A 16565-nucleotide genomic window follows, 5' to 3' on the forward strand; every position below is an offset into this window, starting at 1 on the left:
AAAAGCTGAATATTTATAAAAGAATTGTTTTTAAACGAAACATTTTTAAAGTAAGTAAAGAGGATGTAATATTGGATTATAGGGGATAATAGCTGATAATGATCGAAAACGTTGTTCAAATATAATAAATTGTGAAAGGAAGTATTCGAATTATGAAGGTATTAGTAACCGGTGTTGCCGGCCAGCTTGGCCACGACGTCATGAATGAATTACACAAACGCAATTATGAGGGAGTTGGCTCAGATCTTGCTCCGGAGTACAGCGGTATTCAGGATGGAACGCCTGTGACGCAGATGCCGTATGTGTCTTTGGATATTACGGATGCGAGGGCGGTGGATGAGCTGATTATGCAACACAAGCCGGATGTTGTGGTACACTGTGCGGCATGGACGGCTGTCGATATGGCGGAAGACGATGATAAGGTAGAAAAAGTACGTCTGGTAAATGCAAAGGGAACAGAAAATATTGTAGCTGTCTGCAAAAAGCTGGACTGTAAAATGGTGTATCTGTCTACGGACTATGTGTTTAACGGGCTCGGAGAAGAGCCGTGGCAGCCTGATTGCAGGGCTTATGAACCTCTGAGCGTTTACGGACAGACAAAGTTGGAGGGTGAGCTGGCAGTATCTGAAATGCTTGAAAAATATTTTATTGTACGGATTGCCTGGGTATTTGGCGTAAACGGCAAAAACTTTATTAAAACCATGCTGAACATCGGAAAAAATCATGATGTGCTGCGGGTGGTAAATGACCAGATCGGTACGCCGACCTATACGTACGATTTGGCGCGGCTTCTGGTGGATATGATTGAGACAGAAAAGTATGGTTATTATCATGCGACAAATGAAGGAGGCTATATCAGCTGGTATGAGTTTGCGAAAGCAATCTTTCAGGAGGCTGTGGCGCTTGGGCGTGAAGAGTACGATGAGACGCATCTGACGGTACAGCCTGTGACGACAGCGGAGTATGGTGCATCGAAAGCGAAGCGGCCGTTTAATTCTAGGTTGGATAAGAGCAAGCTCGTGGAAAATGGTTTTCAGCCTTTACCGACATGGCAGGATGCGCTGCAGCGTTATTTGCGGGAAATTGAATTTTAAGAAGAAATAGATACCGGGGAGAAACTATGGATAAGTGCGCGGTTCTGATTCCATGCTATAATGAGGAAAAAACGATAGAAAAGGTAATACACGACTGGAAGCGTGAGTTGCCTGAGGCAGTAATTTATGTTTACAATAACAATTCCAAGGATCGGACAGAGGAGATTGCACGCAGAGCCGGAGCCGTGGTGCGGCGGGAGTATGCGCAGGGGAAGGGAAATGTGATCCGCAGAATGTTTCGGGAAATTGATGCCCAGTGTTATATTATGGTGGATGGTGATGATACATATCCTGCAGAATACGGGCGACAAATGGTAAATGAGGTGTTGGAGCATCAGGTGGATATGGTGGTGGGGGACAGGCTGTCTTCCACCTATTTTATGGAAAATAAACGGCTGTTTCACAATTTCGGCAATACGATGGTGCGCAGTACGATCAACAGGCTGTTTAAAAGCGACATACGTGATATTATGACAGGGTATCGCGCGTTTAGTTATCCGTTTGTCAAAACGTTTCCCGTGCTTTCGAAAGGGTTTGAGATTGAAACAGAAATGACGCTTCATGCGGTTGATAAAAATATGCATGTATCTAATGTGGTGATCGAGTACAGAGATCGACCGGAGGGCAGTGAGTCCAAACTGAACACATATTCAGACGGGCTTAAGGTGCTGGCGACTATAGGAAGATTGTTTCGAAATTATAAGCCGATGAACTTTTTTGGCTTGTTGTCAGCGATACTTGTTCTGATTGCCGCGGCGCTGTTTATCCCTGTATTCTGGACATTTTTACAGACCGGGAAGGTGCCGAATTTTCCGACATTGATTGTGAGTGGATTTGTGGCAATGGCGGCTTTGCAGTCGTTGTTTTCGGGATTGATTCTATCAACAATGGCAGAAAAAAACAGGCAGGAGTTTGAGTTGTGGCTACAGTTGGTGAACAGCCAGTATCAGGCAAAGATTAATCTAAAATAAGTATAAATTTGTCTTAAGAAAAAGTGAAATCTGTACTGCTTTGTTGAAAAATACTATATTGTGTGATAGAATGTCGACGGATTATGTGCAAATGTATGTACCTTTTCAGGGAATGACAGGAAAATAACCAATATAAAAAAGACAACAACGGGAGATGTGTGGATGAATATTTTATTTTATCTTTTACCAAAGAGCGAAGTGATGTATTTATATGATGATTACTCTTTGCGTCAGGCGCTTGAGAAAATGGAGTATCATAAATACAGTGCGGTTCCTATAATTAACAGAGCGGGAAACTATATGGGGACATTGACTGAAGGCGATATTTTGTGGGAACTTCGGCGCAGGGGGTCTCTGGATCTTCACAGCGCGCAGGATATTCCAATTCGGCAGCTTGGTCGGAAGCGTGATAACCAGCCTGTGAATGTCAACTGTAATATTGAAGATCTTGTGATGACTTCGATGAATCAGAATTTTGTTCCGGTTATAGATGATAATGGCATTTTTATTGGGATTGTGACCAGGAAAAGTATTATCGAGTATTGTTACAGACAGTACAAGCAGGAGTCGGAGAAAAATCATTAAGGATTTTTTGCGATTCTATTTCCTCTGATTTTGAAATGTATGCGAAAAAAGTCTTGCTCTATTTACAAAAAAGTGATAGTATGTAACATAAATGTAATATATTATCGAGGTGAGATGATTGAAATGAAGGGGAAAATGAAAATATGGTTGTTCTGGATGTTGCTTGTCCTTGGGGTGACAGGCAGTGTGGTTGGTGCATCTGCTGCTGAGACGGAACCAGTTCAGGAAGATACGGTTGTAAAGGGAAGCGCTGGTGCAGCGCGCAGTTCGTCGAAGCGCGGCTGGGTCAAAGAAGGGAAATATCGTTTTTACTATTCCTCCACAGGGAAGATGGCAGTTGGCTGGCGGAAAATAGGAAGGAATGCTTACTATTTCAGAGAGCAGGCGGAGGGGAAAGCTCCGGTAGGGAGTCGTGTAACCGGTTTTCAGAAAATAGGGAAATATACTTATTATTTTAATAAAAATGGCGTTTTGCTGACCGGATGGCAGAAGATTAATGGCCAGGCTTATTATTTTAAAAAAAATGGAAGTTTTGGCACAATGGGCTGCATGCATGTAGGCTTTAATAAGATCGGCGGAAAATGGTATTATTTCAAACCGGAAGGAGCTGCTGCAACGGGATGGACCAAAATTAAAAAGAAGCTTTATTATTTCAGCAAAAGCTCCAAGCTGGTGACAAGAGGCAGTGCGTATACGGGCTGGAAAAAAATCGGTAAATACAGGTATTATTTCAGCTCTAAGGGGCTTCGTTATACAAGCCGCTGGATTGATAAGAAATATTATGTGGATAAAAATGGCCGTATGCTCGTGAGCTGTATCACGCCGGATGGATATATTGTTAATGCTTCCGGGGTACGCGGCAAACTGGCAAATGGCTGGGTGAAAAGCGACGGACATTATTATTATTACAAGTCGGGTAAAAAGTCTACAGGCTGGACCCTAGTAAAGGGGAAGTATTATTATCTGGATGCAGATGGCGTGCGTCAAGTGGGCTGGCAGACGATAAACGGAGCTACATATTATCTGAAAAAGTACCGTATGACCGGATGGAAAACAATTAGTGGTAAACTTTATTATTTTGACAGCGACGGTAAAATGGCAGTGAATACTGTGCTGGATGGTTATACGATCGGACCGGATGGAGTTGCGGTGAAAACACCCAGAGAAGGGATTTCTGTGTTGCTTATTGCCGGACATGGCCAGGGAGACGTTGGGGCTTTTGGAGTATATGGGAAAACAACGCTTTATGAATATCTTTATACGAGAGAGTTTGCAACGCTGATTTATAATGCGTTAAATGCAGTCGGCGGAAACTTAAAGGTTACAATGTACGATCAGAATTATGACTGCTATCAGGTGCTTTCCGGTAAAAAGGTTGGGCCGGTACCGGTTCTGACTGATTATGATTATGTTCTGGAAGTACATTTTAATGCGACGGTTGAAGCAAGTAAGGATCCGAAAGGTGATGGCAATCCCAAAGGTGTCAGTATGTATATAAATTCTGAGAAGAAAGACGATACAATTGATCGGAATATTTTGGCGGCAATTGCAAATCAAACAGGTTTTAAAATTTTTAGCAAAGGTATTGAGAGAACTTCAGGGCTTTTCAATGCGAAGACATGCCAGCAAAAAGGTGTATCGTACGGACTTCTTGAGACTGCATTTATTGACGACAGAGACGATATGGAGTTTTATAACAATCATAAAAATGCGATGGCACAGGCAGTGGCCGGGGCGATTCGAGACTATTTTGCATCCTAAATGTTTGAATATGAGCATTTTCAAGTTATAGAAGAAAATGTCTCTGATACCAGGTGAAAATGTAAAAGGGGCAGCGGGCATTTGAAATGTCTGTGAGCCTCTTTTTTCTCAATAAATATGACATCAAAAAATGGATGTGAATATAATGTGGCGCTGTGATTTTGCGCATTGACAAAGAAAAGAATAGTTGGTAGAATGATTAGAAAGTTTTTAGGCAGGAGCAGATGCGTATGAAAAAGAGAGTTTTATCATTGTTAGTGGATAATACCTCCGGTGTACTGAGCCGTGTGGCAGGGCTTTTTAGCCGCCGTGGTTACAACATCGACAGCCTTACGGTTGGTGAGACCGCAGATCCGCGCTATTCGCGTATGACCGTTGTTGTGTCCGGAGATGAGCAGATACTGGATCAGATTACAAAGCAGCTTGCAAAGTTGATTGATGTTGTGGATATCAAGATTCTTGAGGCAGATACCAGTGTCAGCAGAGAGCTTGTACTTGTGAAGGTGCGTGTGGATGCAAAAGATCGTCAGGAAGTGATTGCGATTGCAAATGTATTCCGTGGGAATATCATTGATGTCGGAACGGATTCCCTGATTGTGGAGCTTACGGGACAGCAGTCGAAGTTGGATGCATTTTTGCAGCTTCTGGCAGGACATGAAATTCTGGAACTGGCACGGACTGGTATTACAGGACTTTCAAGAGGCTCTGATGATGTGCGCTACTTATAGTTCATCAATTTCATTTACTGTAAGACAATTGATTTGGATTTTGATAGATAATTGCGGAGTGGTTTCGCAAATACCTAATATATCAAGACGAAGGTGAGGATAAAAAAATGGATGCAAAGATTTACTATCAGAAAGACTGTAACCTTTCTCTTCTGGAAGGGAAAACAATTGCAGTGATTGGCTATGGCAGCCAGGGACATGCACATGCACTGAATGCAAAGGAATCCGGATGCCATGTGATCATCGGTCTGTATGAGGGCAGCAGATCCTGGAAAAAGGCCGAGGAGCAGGGCTTCGAAGTATATACGGCAGCAGAGGCAGCAAAAAAGGCTGATATCATTATGATTCTGATCAATGATGAGAAACAGGCTGCGCTTTACAAGAAAGATATTGAGCCGAATCTTGAAGAAGGAAATATGCTGATGTTTGCGCACGGCTTCAATATCCATTTCGGCTGTATTGTTCCGCCGAAGAATGTAGACGTTACAATGATTGCTCCGAAGGGACCGGGGCATACGGTTCGCAGCGAGTATCAGGCAGGAAAGGGTGTTCCGTGTCTTGTTGCCGTTCATCAGGATGCAACAGGAAAGGCACTTGACCTTGCTCTGGCTTATGCACTTGCGATTGGCGGTGCAAGAGCGGGCGTTCTGGAGACTACGTTCCGTACAGAGACGGAGACAGACCTTTTCGGTGAGCAGGCTGTTCTTTGTGGTGGTGTCTGCGCATTGATGCAGGCAGGTTTCGAGACACTGGTAGAGGCTGGATATGATCCGAGAAATGCGTACTTTGAGTGTATCCATGAGATGAAGCTAATTGTAGATCTGATTTATCAGTCCGGTTTTGCAGGAATGAGATATTCCATTTCCAATACAGCAGAGTACGGTGACTATGTGACTGGACCGAAGATTATTACGGAGGATACAAAGAAGGCAATGAAGAAGATTCTGTCCGACATTCAGGATGGCACGTTTGCGAAAGATTTCCTTCTGGATATGTCTTCCGCAGGTAGCCAGGTGCATTTCAAAGCGATGCGCAAACTGGCAGCAGAACATCCGGCAGAGGTTGTAGGGGAAGAGATTCGGAAGCTCTACAGCTGGAATGGTGAGGACAAGCTGATTAACAACTAAATTTGAAATAGTTTTAAATGAAGAGAATGGGCTGCGGCACAGAAGAGTTTCATACGGGTGGATTTCAGAACGATTTTTATTCGTATGCAAAACTGTGCCGTAGCCCTGGTTTGTTTAGTTATCAGAAAAAAAGTATTTTAGTAGCGGTCGATTTTCGTCGTCTTTTCGACAGACAAATCCTACTTCGCGTTTTGGGAAAACGAATCCGATCGGCACTTCAGTGAGCGTTTTTTCGTATAGTTCCTGTTGAACAAATTCACGAATGACACAAGCAATACCGAGACTGATTTTGGCAAATTGGATAAGCAAATCCATAGAAGTTACCTCGAGGATGTGGCTTAATTCTGTTTGATGTTCTTTAAGTGTAGTGTCTACAAGCTGACGCGTGATATTTTCTTCATCGAGCATCATAAATGTGGCTGTATGAAACAGCGGATCTTCCGGGTATAGTTTTTGCTGATTGTTCAGATATTGTTGTGTGGCGACGAAAGTATCCTGGATGGATAAAAGTGGCCGGAAGTAATAGCCATGCAATTTCTTTGGGCGTCCGATCAGCCCAAGGTCTATTTTTTCTTCATCCAAAAGGCGCAAAGTCTGGTAGGTAGATTGACAGGAGATCGTAATTCTTGTCTGTGGAAAAAGGGTAATATAGGATTTGAGGCGGGAGAGCAGTACATATTTGCTAAGCGTTGAACTGGCTCCGAGACGAAGGCGCGGAATGTCACGGGCACGATTATGGAGAATGGCAGTCTCCCCTTCCTGGAGCAAGGAGAAGGCTTCTTTTGTTTTGGCATAGAGAAGTTCTCCGTCCGGTGTCAGAATCACGCCGCGAGAGCTGCGTTTAAACAGTGTTGTGTCGAGATTTTCTTCTAGTTTTTGAAGTGATTTGCTGACTGCGGGCTGGCTGATGAAAAGTTCTTTTGCTGCCTTGGAGATATTGCCGGTACGGGCAACTGTCGAGAAAATGTGATAAAGGGACAGGTTTTGTTGCATGGAACCTCCTTTTATAATTTGCGTTAACTGAAACAGCAATTTCGTTATTGTTGGCAGTATTATAATTAATAGTTATGATAAATATTAATAATATGTATTAGTATTATAACAAATGGAGTGTTATAATGGCAATATAGAATTGACAACGCAGTGGTTGGAGCATTGGGAATCGATAAAATTTGCTGCTTGAACGGGCGTTTGTTTTTGAGAGAAAAGCAGGAGGATTAGAATATGGGAATGACGATGACACAGAAGATCTTGGCGGCAGCAGCCGGACTTGAGAAGGTGGAGGCGGGACAGCTCATTGAAGCGCAGCTTGATCTTGTACTTGGAAATGATATTACTTCTCCGGTAGCCATTCATGAGATGGATAAGTTCCGTGAGGATAAGGTTTTTGATAAAGAGAAAATTGCACTTGTCATGGATCATTTTATTCCGAACAAGGATATCAAATCAGCAGAGCACTGCAAATGCGTCCGTGAATTTGCATGCAAGCATGACATTACCAACTATTTTGACGTGGGCCAGATGGGTATTGAGCATGCACTGCTTCCGGAACAGGGATTAACGGTGGCAGGTGATGTGATTATTGGAGCAGACTCACATACTTGTACGTACGGTGCGCTTGGCGCCTTTTCTACCGGCGTTGGAAGTACTGATATGGCGGCTGGCATGGTGACCGGAAAAGCGTGGTTTAAGGTGCCGTCCGCAATCAAATTTAATCTGATTGGAAAGCCATCAAAATGGGTGAGCGGAAAAGATGTGATTCTTCATATCATTGGAATGATCGGTGTGGACGGTGCACTGTACAAGTCAATGGAGTTTGTAGGTGATGGAATTGCAAACCTCAGTATGGATGATCGTTTTACCATTGCAAATATGGCGATTGAGGCTGGCGGAAAGAATGGAATTTTCCCCGTGGACGACCGGGCGATTGCTTATATGAAAGAGCATTCTAAGCGGGAATACCGTATCTATGAAGCAGATGAGGATGCCGTGTATGATGAGGAATATACGATTGATCTAAGTACATTGAAGCCGACAGTGGCTTTTCCGCATCTGCCTGAGAATACTAAGACAGTGGATGAGATTGAAGAGCCGGTGACCATTGATCAGGCAGTGATTGGTTCCTGTACAAACGGACGTATGGACGATCTTCGAACGGCTGCTGCGATATTGAAAGGACGTAAAGTGAAAAAAGGTGTTCGCTGTATTATTATTCCGGCAACACAGTCAATCTATTTACAGGCTATGGAGGAAGGGTTACTGAAGATTTTCATTGAAGCAGGGGCGGTGGTGAGCACTCCAACCTGTGGGCCGTGCCTTGGAGGATATATGGGGATTTTGGCGGCAGGTGAGCGTTGTATTTCCACGACGAACCGCAATTTCGTAGGACGTATGGGGCATGTGGATTCTGAAGTGTATCTGGCAAGTCCGGCAGTGGCAGCCGCCAGTGCAGTGACTGGGAAAATTTCAGTACCGGAAGAATTAAGTGAATGAAAAAAGAGCAGGAGGACAGGTTTTTATGAAAGCATCGGGAACTGTTTTTAAATATGGCGATAATGTGGATACGGATGTTATTATTCCGGCAAGATATCTGAATTCTTCAGATCCGGCGGAACTGGCGACGCATTGTATGGAAGACATTGACAAAGAGTTTGTGAAACGTGTTTCAAAAGGCGATATTATTGTAGCTGAGAAAAATTTTGGTTGTGGCTCTTCGAGAGAGCATGCACCCATTGCAATTAAGGCAGCAGGAGTGAGCTGTGTGATTGCAGAGACGTTTGCTCGGATTTTTTATCGCAATGCAATTAACATAGGACTTCCGATTATTGAGTGTCCGGAGGCTTCCAGGGGAATTGAAGCAGGCGATCAGGTGGAAGTGGATTTTGACAGTGGTATGATTTATAATCGCACGAAAGGCACAGAATTTAAAGGGCAGGCATTCCCTGAATTTATGCAAAAAATCATTCAGGCTGAGGGGCTGATAAATTACATTAACCGGATATAAGTTCTAAGGTGGTTGCCGCGTGGCTGTAAGCTGCGCGGCAATTTCTTAAAAAAGCCTGAAATAGGCCGAAATTCTTATGTTTTCAGGTGGGTGTGTTCTTGTCAACGGGTGGTAAATGTGCTATATTTAACTTTAGCTGATAAAAGTTCCCGAAAGGACGCTTTGTTTGATGTTTAGCGGGACGTGGCGAGACAAGATTTTGGAGGAGGAAGCACACAATGAAAAAAGCGATAGCATTTGCTCTGGCTGCAGCACTTACTGTTTCAATGACAGGCTGTAGTTCATCGACAAAGAAGGAAACTGAAAAAGCTACCGAAAAAAAGGTGACTGAAGCAGTGACCGAAGTAGAAACTGAGGCTGCGACTGAAGCAAAAACAGAAGCGAAGACTGAGGCTAATACAGAAAGTGAAACGGAAGCGAAGACTGAAGCAAAAACAGAATTAGAAGCGGTGACAGAGCAGCTTACAGAGAAAAAGGCAGGAGCAGAGGCAACGAAGGAAACGGCTGCAGTTGAGACAGAAACTGAAGAGGTAACAGAGGCAGCTGAAACAGAAACCGAGACGGAAACCGAAGAAGTAACGGAAGCGCCTGAGACAGAAACTGAGACGGAAACTGAAGAAGTAACAGAGGCGCCTGAGACAGAAACCGAAACCGAGACGGAAACCGAAGAAGTAACGGAAGCGCCTGAGACGGAAACGGAAACCGAAGAAGTGACGGAAGCGCCTGAGACAGAAACCGAAACTGAGATGGAAACTGAAGAAGTAACGGAAGCGCCTGAGACGGAAACAGAAACCGAAGAAGTAACGGAAGCACCTGAGACAGAAACGGAAACTGAGACAGAAACGGAAACTGAGACGGAAACAGAAACCGAAGAAGTAACGGAAGCGCCTGAGACGGAAACTGAGACGGAAACAGAAACCGAAGAAGTAACGGAAGCGCCTGAGACGGAAACTGAGACGGAAACAGAAACCGAAGAAGTAACGGAAGCACCTGAGACCGAAACTGAAACTGAGACAGAAACGGAAACTGAGACGGAAACCGAAGAAGTAACGGAAGCGCCTGAAACAGAGACAGAAACAGAAACTGAGACGGAAACTGAAGAAGTAACGGAAGCGCCTGAGACGGAGACAGAAACTGAGACGGAAACCGAAGAAGTAACGGAAGCGCCTGAGACAGAAACAGAAACTGAAGAAGTAACGGAAGCGCCTGAGACGGAGACAGAAACCGAGACGGAAACCGAGACGGAAACAGAAACCGAAGAAATAACCGAAGCTCCAGAAACGGAAAAGACCGTGAAGAAAGATTATGGTCTTGGTCTTGCGAAGCCGGTTGAGACAGAAGTAGAAACCGAGACGGAAACCGAAACTGAAACTGAGGAAGTAACAGAAGCTGAAACAGAGGCACCGGAAACAGAAGCGGTTACGGAAAAGGCTGTGAAGAAAGACTATGGTCTTGGTCTTGCAAAAGATACAAAGAAAGAAACCGAAGAAACAAAGGAAATTAAGGAAACCAAGTATAAAGCAGTTTTGTTTGTAAATGGTACGCTTGGTAAAGATTCTATGTTTGATGCTGCAAATACAGGTCTGGAAAGTCTTCAGAAGGAGCTTGGAAAAGACGCTTTTGAGTTTGAAATAGTGGAGCTTGGCGATGCATCATCCAACAAGTTAGTATTTAAATCACAGATGTATGAATACTGTGATGGTTCATATGATGTTATCATTTGTGGCGATTCCCAGGCACTGTATCCACTCACTCAGGCATCAGGGGAATTTGCAGATCAGAAGTTTATCTTCTTTGACGAGAAGCATGATTTTAAAGGTGTTGAGGAAAAGAATATCGACAATCTGAAAGTGGAAGAGGACGATAACGTATCTGATTTGATTCGTGAGGCAGTTTCTGAAATGATGAAAAAGTGAAACTCGTGATTGTAAGAAGCAAGAAAATGTAAAATAAGAGAACCCCGGCTTTCGGTGAACAGAGAACGAAAGTCGGGGTTTTTGAAGTATTTCAGTCACAAGTTATCATCTTGAGATTTATTAAAAAAGGAGAAAATGGGGTTCTTCTGATGGTTCCCGAACAATATACTTTAAAGAAGGGGATATTTAATTCTGAAAACATAGACAAGCTTGGAGGATATTGTGGGACGAAAAAAATGGATGGAAAAAATAATATTTGTGCTTGAGATCTTGGCGGCAATGATATTTGCAGGACTGTCGTTTTGGATGCTCTGGCATTATATAGAATACAATGGAAATGCTGCAGTAGAAACGAGTGCCTTGGGAAAGAAAACGACAGACATGGTGGAACCGGGTACTTCGGGAAAAAAGAAGACAAATGATGTGCAAAATGAGACGGAAGAACCTTCTGGCCATAAAAAGCAGGAAGAAGGGTCAGCGATCAGAGCAGAAATATCGGTGCCCGAAAATATCTGTGTTACGATTATGGATCAGGATTTTCAACATGAATATCATGAAACCGTTATCCTGTCCTGTGACAAAGGATATGCCGTTTCAGAGATGGGCGGAACAGACAGTGAAAAAAAGGAATATGCTCCGGAGGAGACTTTTACGATTTCTGCTTCAGAATTACCGGAAGGGACAATTCTCTGTGTTTCGGGAAATAAAAATGGGGCCTTGAAAGTGGAAAGTATCACGCGCGGAGACGGCACTCCGCAGTACAGAGGGAAATTGTATCTGGAGGGAACCGAGGACGGAATTTTGGTTGTGAATGAATTGCCTCTGGAAGAATATCTGTGCGGGGTTGTATCCAGTGAAATGCCATCGGATTATCCGGAAGAAGCTTTGAAGGCACAGGCAGTTTGTGCTAGAACTTATGCGGTAAACTGTATTCCTGTCCGAGATATGAACGATAGTGTTTCGTTTCAGGTGTATAATAATTACAGAAGCCAGAAGGCGTCACGGGAAGCCGTAGCGGCAACGACGGGGGAAATTCTGCCACTCGATGAAGTACTGTATTTTTCGACCTCCTGTCTTTCCGAGCATCGAGAAGATCTGGGAGATGAGGGTGCATTTGAAAAATTTTTGAAAGAGGAGCCTGAAGAAGGAAAAGAATACGGTTCGCCATGGCTGCGCTGGACAGTAGAGCTTCCTGTGCGCATGGTAGTGGAGAACTGTATCAGAGAGTTTGGAGAAGATGTAAAGGAGCTGAAAAAAAAGGCGGAGGCGGCAGAGGGAGAGGAAGAGATTTTTTCTGTTAGAATTACTGGGCGAAGAAACGATGGACAGATTCAGGCAGTTTCTATAAGCTGCTACGGGGAGCATTTTTCTGTTGAGGGAGAATATCAGATTCGGAAATTGTTTGGAGACAGAGATCTGGAAATTTTGCTTCAGGACGGAACACTCACAAGTAACATGCAGCTTCTTCCAAGCGCCTATTTTTATCTGGAAGGAGAATCTTTTAAATTAGACGACAGCATTTCCATTGTGGGAGGCGGTTATGGCCATGGAAATGGAATGAGTCAATGCGGAGCGGCGCAGATGGCGTCAGAAGGACTGGACTATCACGCAATTTTAAGGTATTATTATGGAGTGGATACCATAGTAGGAAAAGACACATGAAACAGCTTTTCCAAAGGGAGAGAGTTATGAGAAACATTCGCAAAATTGCAGAGCTGATACATTGCTTCACAATAAAAATGAAAAATGACAGGGTGCGGGCGCATTCGGCAGAGGCAGCTTTTTTTATCATAATGAGTGTATTTCCTGTGCTGATGCTTCTTTTGACCCTCGTTCAGTTTACGCCGCTGACGCAGAATGAAGTTGTGACAACGATTGAGCGTATTACACCATTTGAGGTCTCTGAGTTTTTGACTCCGGTTGTAAGCAGCGTTTTTCAGCAGTCTACTGCATTGCTTTCCTGGTCGGCGATTGTGGCTGTATGGGTAGCAGGAAAAGGCATTATGGGACTGGCCGATGGCTTGAATTCCATATATCGGATCGAAGAGACCAGAAATTACTTTCTGGTACGGTTTCGTGCGGCTTGTTATACGATTGTCATGATTGTGGCGCTTCTTATAAGTCTCAGTATTCTTGTTTTTGGGTATACACTTCAGCGCTACCTGTGGCAGTGGTTTCCAGTTCTTATGGAATATCTGGATGATACGGTGATTCTACCAACCGTTATCGCGCTTGCCATTTTGGGAGGACTGTTTTTGATGATGTATATGTTTTTGCCGAACAGACGGCGATCTTTTCGCAGTCAGTTTCCGGGAGCGGTCTTTACTGCATTTTCGTGGGCGGTGTTTTCTTATGCGTTTTCTATTTATCTGGATTATGCGGTAAATATGTCAGTGGTGTATGGCAGTTTGACGACGCTTGTGGTTGCAATGCTTTGGCTTTATATCTGTATGTATCTTGTATTTGTGGGCGCAGAGATCAATGAGTATCTTGTAAGTCCTGAGCTGTTTCAAAATGATGCCTCCAAAGAGATGCTGGAGAAAATATTTCTGAAAAAATAAATCAAAAAGAGTTTGGAAAAATGAGGATCTCTGATATAATGAAAGAAAATATGAAGATGCGGGAGGATGAGGTATGAGAAAGAAAACAAAATTGTTAGGATTATTATTTCTGTTAACAGTGTTTTTATCATTGCCTTCGAATACAGTGTGTGCGGCGAAACTGTCAAATATGTCCGGCAAACAGATCATAAGTACACTTAAGACAAATGGCTTCCCTATTCACAGTTATAATATTTATTCAACAAATAAGTCGGATCCGAATCATCTGCTTGGAAAGCCGCATCAGTACAAGTGTAAAATAGATTTCCAGGATCGCACTTATATGGATGATGATATTGAGTGTTCCGGAACAGTTGAAATATTTAAAAATTCATCGGATGCAACAAGGAGACGAAAATATTTAAAAACTATATATGATGCGGTACCGTCGTGGTCAATGCGAATGTATCAGTATTCGAACGTATTGCTCAGGATCGATTATTCTGTTGCATCAAAGCGGGCAAAATACTATAAAAATGCTTTTTTAGATATGAGCAAGGGCAAAACGCCGCGGTTTCCGATCACTATCAATAAAAAATCAAAGACGATTTATCCTGGAAAAACATATACATTAAAGCTTAACATTAGTTCTAAAAAGGCAAAATGGTCATCAAGCAATAAGAAAGTAGCGACTGTTTCTAAGGCCGGAAAGGTAACGGCAAAAAAGAAAGGGACAGCGGTGATCAGCGCAAAGTTTAATGGGTATACGGTAAAATGTAAGGTAACGGTAAAAAATCCTCCTGTAAAAATTAATAAAGAGTATTTGACATTAAAAATGGGGGAATCCTATACGTTGAAATTGCTGAACACTTCTAAACGTGCTACCTGGATCAGTGATAATGAACGTGTAGCAACGGTAAGTGCGAATGGAAAAGTGACTGCCAAAGCTTCTGGAAGTACAGAGATAACGGCATTTCTTGGTTCCTATTGTTATAGCTGTGAGGTGATTGTTCCACAGGAAGGCATTGCTATGCCTGGCATTACTGTGAGTACGATCAACTGGGAAGCTGTGAGCAGTGAAGTGACATTTCGGATACAGAATAATACGGCGCATGCAATTGAAATTTATAAAACAGCATATGCTTATGACGATGACTATGAATTGTTAAAAGCAATGGAGATGCCGTATTATTATAATAAGACGATACTGCCAGGGCAGCAGGACGATGTGAATTTTGTGGCTTACTCTTCAAATAATGTTATTTATAATACACAGAGAATCACTTTCTTTTTTGATATGGATGGTGTGAAATACCGTTGTGAGGCAGAATACAATTATGAATATGGCCAACCGTATAAGTTTAGCTACTACAGAGAAGTTTAGACTGTGGGAAGATTTAATTTTAGCTTGACATTCTGAAAAGATGTGATTAGAATAAGGAATAGTTTAAAAGAAATAGGCGCAGATGGTGCACAGTAGCGAACTGTTTTTCCGACAGAGAGAGAATGTCGTCGGCTGGAAGCATTCTCAGGTTCAGGCAGGGAGCGAATTTCACACCGGAGCTTCGTCCCGGAAGGTATATCTGGTAGGGGATGACGTTTCATGCACGTTACGCATGTCCAAGTGCCTGCCGAATGGCAGGAAACAGGGTGGTACCACGGAACATATGCTTCGTCCCTATTGGGGGACGGAGCTTTTTTGTTTCTCATATTTATTTAAAATAAAAGAAGGAAGGAAGAAAAACATGAAAGACAAATTGCAGGCGATCAAAGAAGAGGCGCTGGCACAGATTGCAGAGGCAGGAGTGCTGGATAAACTGAATGACGTCAGAGTGAATTTCCTTGGAAAAAAAGGCAAGCTGACAGCAGTGCTGAAGAGTATGAAGGATGTGGCTCCAGAGGAGCGTCCGGCGTTTGGTCAGCTTGTGAATGAGGCGCGGGCGCAGATCGAGGGCGTGTTGGAAGAGACTAAGAAAAAACTGGAACAGCAGGCGCTTGAGCTGCAGTTAAAGGCAGAAGTGATTGATGTGACACTTCCGGCAAAGAAAAATAACGTAGGACACCGTCATCCGAATACGATCGCGCGGGAAGAAGTAGAGCGCATTTTTATCGGAATGGGTTATGAGGTGGTGGAAGGCCCGGAAATTGAATACGATGAGTACAATTTCGAAAAGCTGAATATTCCGGCCAACCATCCGGCCAAGGATGAGCAGGATACCTTCTATATCAATAAAGAAATTGTATTGCGTACACAGACCTCACCGGTACAGGCGAGAACGATGGAAAAGGGTAATCTGCCGATCCGTATGATTTCTCCGGGTCGCGTGTTCCGTTCTGACGAGGTGGACGCGACGCATTCTCCGTCCTTCCATCAGATTGAAGGCCTGGTTGTGGATAAAAATGTCACGTTTGCAGACCTGAAAGGGACCTTGGAGCAGTTTGCAAAAGAGTTGTTCGGGGAAGAGACAAAGACAAAATTCCGTCCGCATCATTTCCCGTTCACAGAACCGAGTGCGGAGGTGGATGTTTCCTGCTTTAAATGTGGAGGAAAAGGTTGCCGTTTCTGCAAAGGCAGCGGCTGGATAGAGATTCTTGGCTGCGGTATGGTACATCCGCATGTGTTGGAAATGTGCGGCATTGATCCGGAAGAATATACCGGGTTTGCATTTGGTGTTGGTCTGGAGCGTATAGCACTACTCAAATATGAAATTGATGATATGCGGTTGCTCTATGAAAACGACGTCCGTTTCCTGAAGCAGTTCTAAGGAAAAGTTTGAGAGCAGAGAAGGATGAGCAGGGAGAACGTAGCGTCTCGCACCTGTTTGACCAGATTTAGTTT

At 43.5% G+C, this 16565-nt stretch carries 14 protein-coding genes and 1 other annotated feature; of the genes, 13 read left to right on the forward strand and 1 reads right to left on the reverse strand.

The annotated features are described in order from the left end of the window. The first annotated feature begins 152 nt into the window (after positions 1-152). The 6 genes from rfbD (at position 153) to ilvC (ending at position 6266) form a co-directional block, all read left to right on the forward strand. On the forward strand, positions 153-1094 hold the full coding sequence (gene rfbD, locus AC6I2O_RS18385) for a dTDP-4-dehydrorhamnose reductase (RefSeq protein WP_120391607.1): 942 nt from the start codon (positions 153-155) through the stop codon (positions 1092-1094). Between the two features lie 26 nt (positions 1095-1120). Then, positions 1121-2065 carry a glycosyltransferase family 2 protein gene (locus AC6I2O_RS18390; protein WP_120391608.1) on the forward strand — a complete coding sequence of 315 codons (945 nt, stop codon included), beginning with the start codon at positions 1121-1123 and terminating at the stop codon, positions 2063-2065. Between the two features lie 162 nt (positions 2066-2227). Then, positions 2228-2650 (forward strand): CBS domain-containing protein, encoded by a 423-nt coding sequence (locus AC6I2O_RS18395; protein ID WP_120391609.1) that lies wholly within the window; start codon positions 2228-2230, stop codon positions 2648-2650. A gap of 135 nt (positions 2651-2785) precedes the next feature. Then, complete coding sequence (locus tag AC6I2O_RS18400; protein ID WP_497743436.1) at positions 2786-4411, forward strand: N-acetylmuramoyl-L-alanine amidase; 1626 nt, start codon at positions 2786-2788, stop codon at positions 4409-4411. 230 nt (positions 4412-4641) lie between these two features. Then, on the forward strand, positions 4642-5139 hold the full coding sequence (gene ilvN / locus AC6I2O_RS18405) for an acetolactate synthase small subunit (protein ID WP_120391611.1): 498 nt from the start codon (positions 4642-4644) through the stop codon (positions 5137-5139). 107 nt (positions 5140-5246) lie between these two features. Further along, positions 5247-6266, forward strand: coding sequence for a ketol-acid reductoisomerase (gene ilvC / locus AC6I2O_RS18410; protein ID WP_120391612.1), 1020 nt, complete (start codon positions 5247-5249; stop codon positions 6264-6266). A 114-nt stretch (positions 6267-6380) separates the two neighbouring features. Here the strand turns inward: ilvC and AC6I2O_RS18415 are convergent, their stop codons facing one another. Further along, positions 6381-7259, reverse strand: coding sequence for a LysR family transcriptional regulator (locus tag AC6I2O_RS18415; RefSeq protein WP_497743437.1), 879 nt, complete (start codon positions 7257-7259; stop codon positions 6381-6383). A gap of 231 nt (positions 7260-7490) precedes the next feature. On the opposite strand from AC6I2O_RS18415, the gene leuC reads away from it, so the two are divergent. From leuC to pheS, 7 genes are all read left to right on the forward strand, one after another. After that, positions 7491-8759 (forward strand): 3-isopropylmalate dehydratase large subunit, encoded by a 1269-nt coding sequence (leuC, locus tag AC6I2O_RS18420; RefSeq protein ID WP_120391614.1) that lies wholly within the window; start codon positions 7491-7493, stop codon positions 8757-8759. A 25-nt stretch (positions 8760-8784) separates the two neighbouring features. Next, positions 8785-9270, forward strand: a complete 486-nt coding sequence (gene leuD / locus AC6I2O_RS18425) for a 3-isopropylmalate dehydratase small subunit (protein WP_120391693.1) — start codon at positions 8785-8787, stop codon at positions 9268-9270. 218 nt (positions 9271-9488) lie between these two features. Further along, positions 9489-11186 carry a type 1 periplasmic-binding domain-containing protein gene (locus AC6I2O_RS18430; protein ID WP_497743438.1) on the forward strand — a complete coding sequence of 566 codons (1698 nt, stop codon included), beginning with the start codon at positions 9489-9491 and terminating at the stop codon, positions 11184-11186. A gap of 222 nt (positions 11187-11408) precedes the next feature. Next, the gene (locus AC6I2O_RS18435; RefSeq protein ID WP_497743439.1) at positions 11409-12848 is read left to right on the forward strand and encodes a SpoIID/LytB domain-containing protein; all 1440 of its coding nucleotides are present in this window, start codon (positions 11409-11411) and stop codon (positions 12846-12848) included. A gap of 26 nt (positions 12849-12874) precedes the next feature. Beyond that, complete coding sequence (locus AC6I2O_RS18440; RefSeq protein ID WP_497743440.1) at positions 12875-13747, forward strand: YihY/virulence factor BrkB family protein; 873 nt, start codon at positions 12875-12877, stop codon at positions 13745-13747. A gap of 73 nt (positions 13748-13820) precedes the next feature. Beyond that, positions 13821-15110 (forward strand): Ig-like domain-containing protein, encoded by a 1290-nt coding sequence (locus tag AC6I2O_RS18445; RefSeq protein WP_497743441.1) that lies wholly within the window; start codon positions 13821-13823, stop codon positions 15108-15110. 70 nt (positions 15111-15180) lie between these two features. Then, positions 15181-15409 (forward strand) — a binding site (T-box leader). Between the two features lie 62 nt (positions 15410-15471). Beyond that, positions 15472-16491 (forward strand): phenylalanine--tRNA ligase subunit alpha, encoded by a 1020-nt coding sequence (pheS, locus tag AC6I2O_RS18450; protein ID WP_120391620.1) that lies wholly within the window; start codon positions 15472-15474, stop codon positions 16489-16491. Positions 16492-16565: the final 74 nt, after the last annotated feature.

It is taken from the genome of Blautia sp. St.27G3 (assembly GCF_059728505.1).

Excerpts from the sequence above, each read along its gene's own strand:
- ilvN (WP_120391611.1), top strand. The coding sequence starts at position 4,642 with ATGAAAAAGAGAGTTTTATCATTGTTAGTGGATAATACCTCCGGTGTA.
- AC6I2O_RS18430 (WP_497743438.1), top strand. The coding sequence starts at position 9,489 with ATGAAAAAAGCGATAGCATTTGCTCTGGCTGCAGCACTTACTGTTTCA.
- AC6I2O_RS18400 (WP_497743436.1), top strand. The coding sequence starts at position 2,786 with ATGAAAATATGGTTGTTCTGGATGTTGCTTGTCCTTGGGGTGACAGGC.
- leuC (WP_120391614.1), top strand. The coding sequence starts at position 7,491 with ATGGGAATGACGATGACACAGAAGATCTTGGCGGCAGCAGCCGGACTT.
- AC6I2O_RS18390 (WP_120391608.1), top strand. The coding sequence starts at position 1,121 with ATGGATAAGTGCGCGGTTCTGATTCCATGCTATAATGAGGAAAAAACG.
- pheS (WP_120391620.1), top strand. The coding sequence starts at position 15,472 with ATGAAAGACAAATTGCAGGCGATCAAAGAAGAGGCGCTGGCACAGATT.
- rfbD (WP_120391607.1), top strand. The coding sequence starts at position 153 with ATGAAGGTATTAGTAACCGGTGTTGCCGGCCAGCTTGGCCACGACGTC.
- AC6I2O_RS18445 (WP_497743441.1), top strand. The coding sequence starts at position 13,821 with ATGAGAAAGAAAACAAAATTGTTAGGATTATTATTTCTGTTAACAGTG.
- AC6I2O_RS18415 (WP_497743437.1), bottom strand. The coding sequence starts at position 7,259 with ATGCAACAAAACCTGTCCCTTTATCACATTTTCTCGACAGTTGCCCGT.
- leuD (WP_120391693.1), top strand. The coding sequence starts at position 8,785 with ATGAAAGCATCGGGAACTGTTTTTAAATATGGCGATAATGTGGATACG.
- AC6I2O_RS18395 (WP_120391609.1), top strand. The coding sequence starts at position 2,228 with ATGAATATTTTATTTTATCTTTTACCAAAGAGCGAAGTGATGTATTTA.
- AC6I2O_RS18440 (WP_497743440.1), top strand. The coding sequence starts at position 12,875 with ATGAGAAACATTCGCAAAATTGCAGAGCTGATACATTGCTTCACAATA.
- ilvC (WP_120391612.1), top strand. The coding sequence starts at position 5,247 with ATGGATGCAAAGATTTACTATCAGAAAGACTGTAACCTTTCTCTTCTG.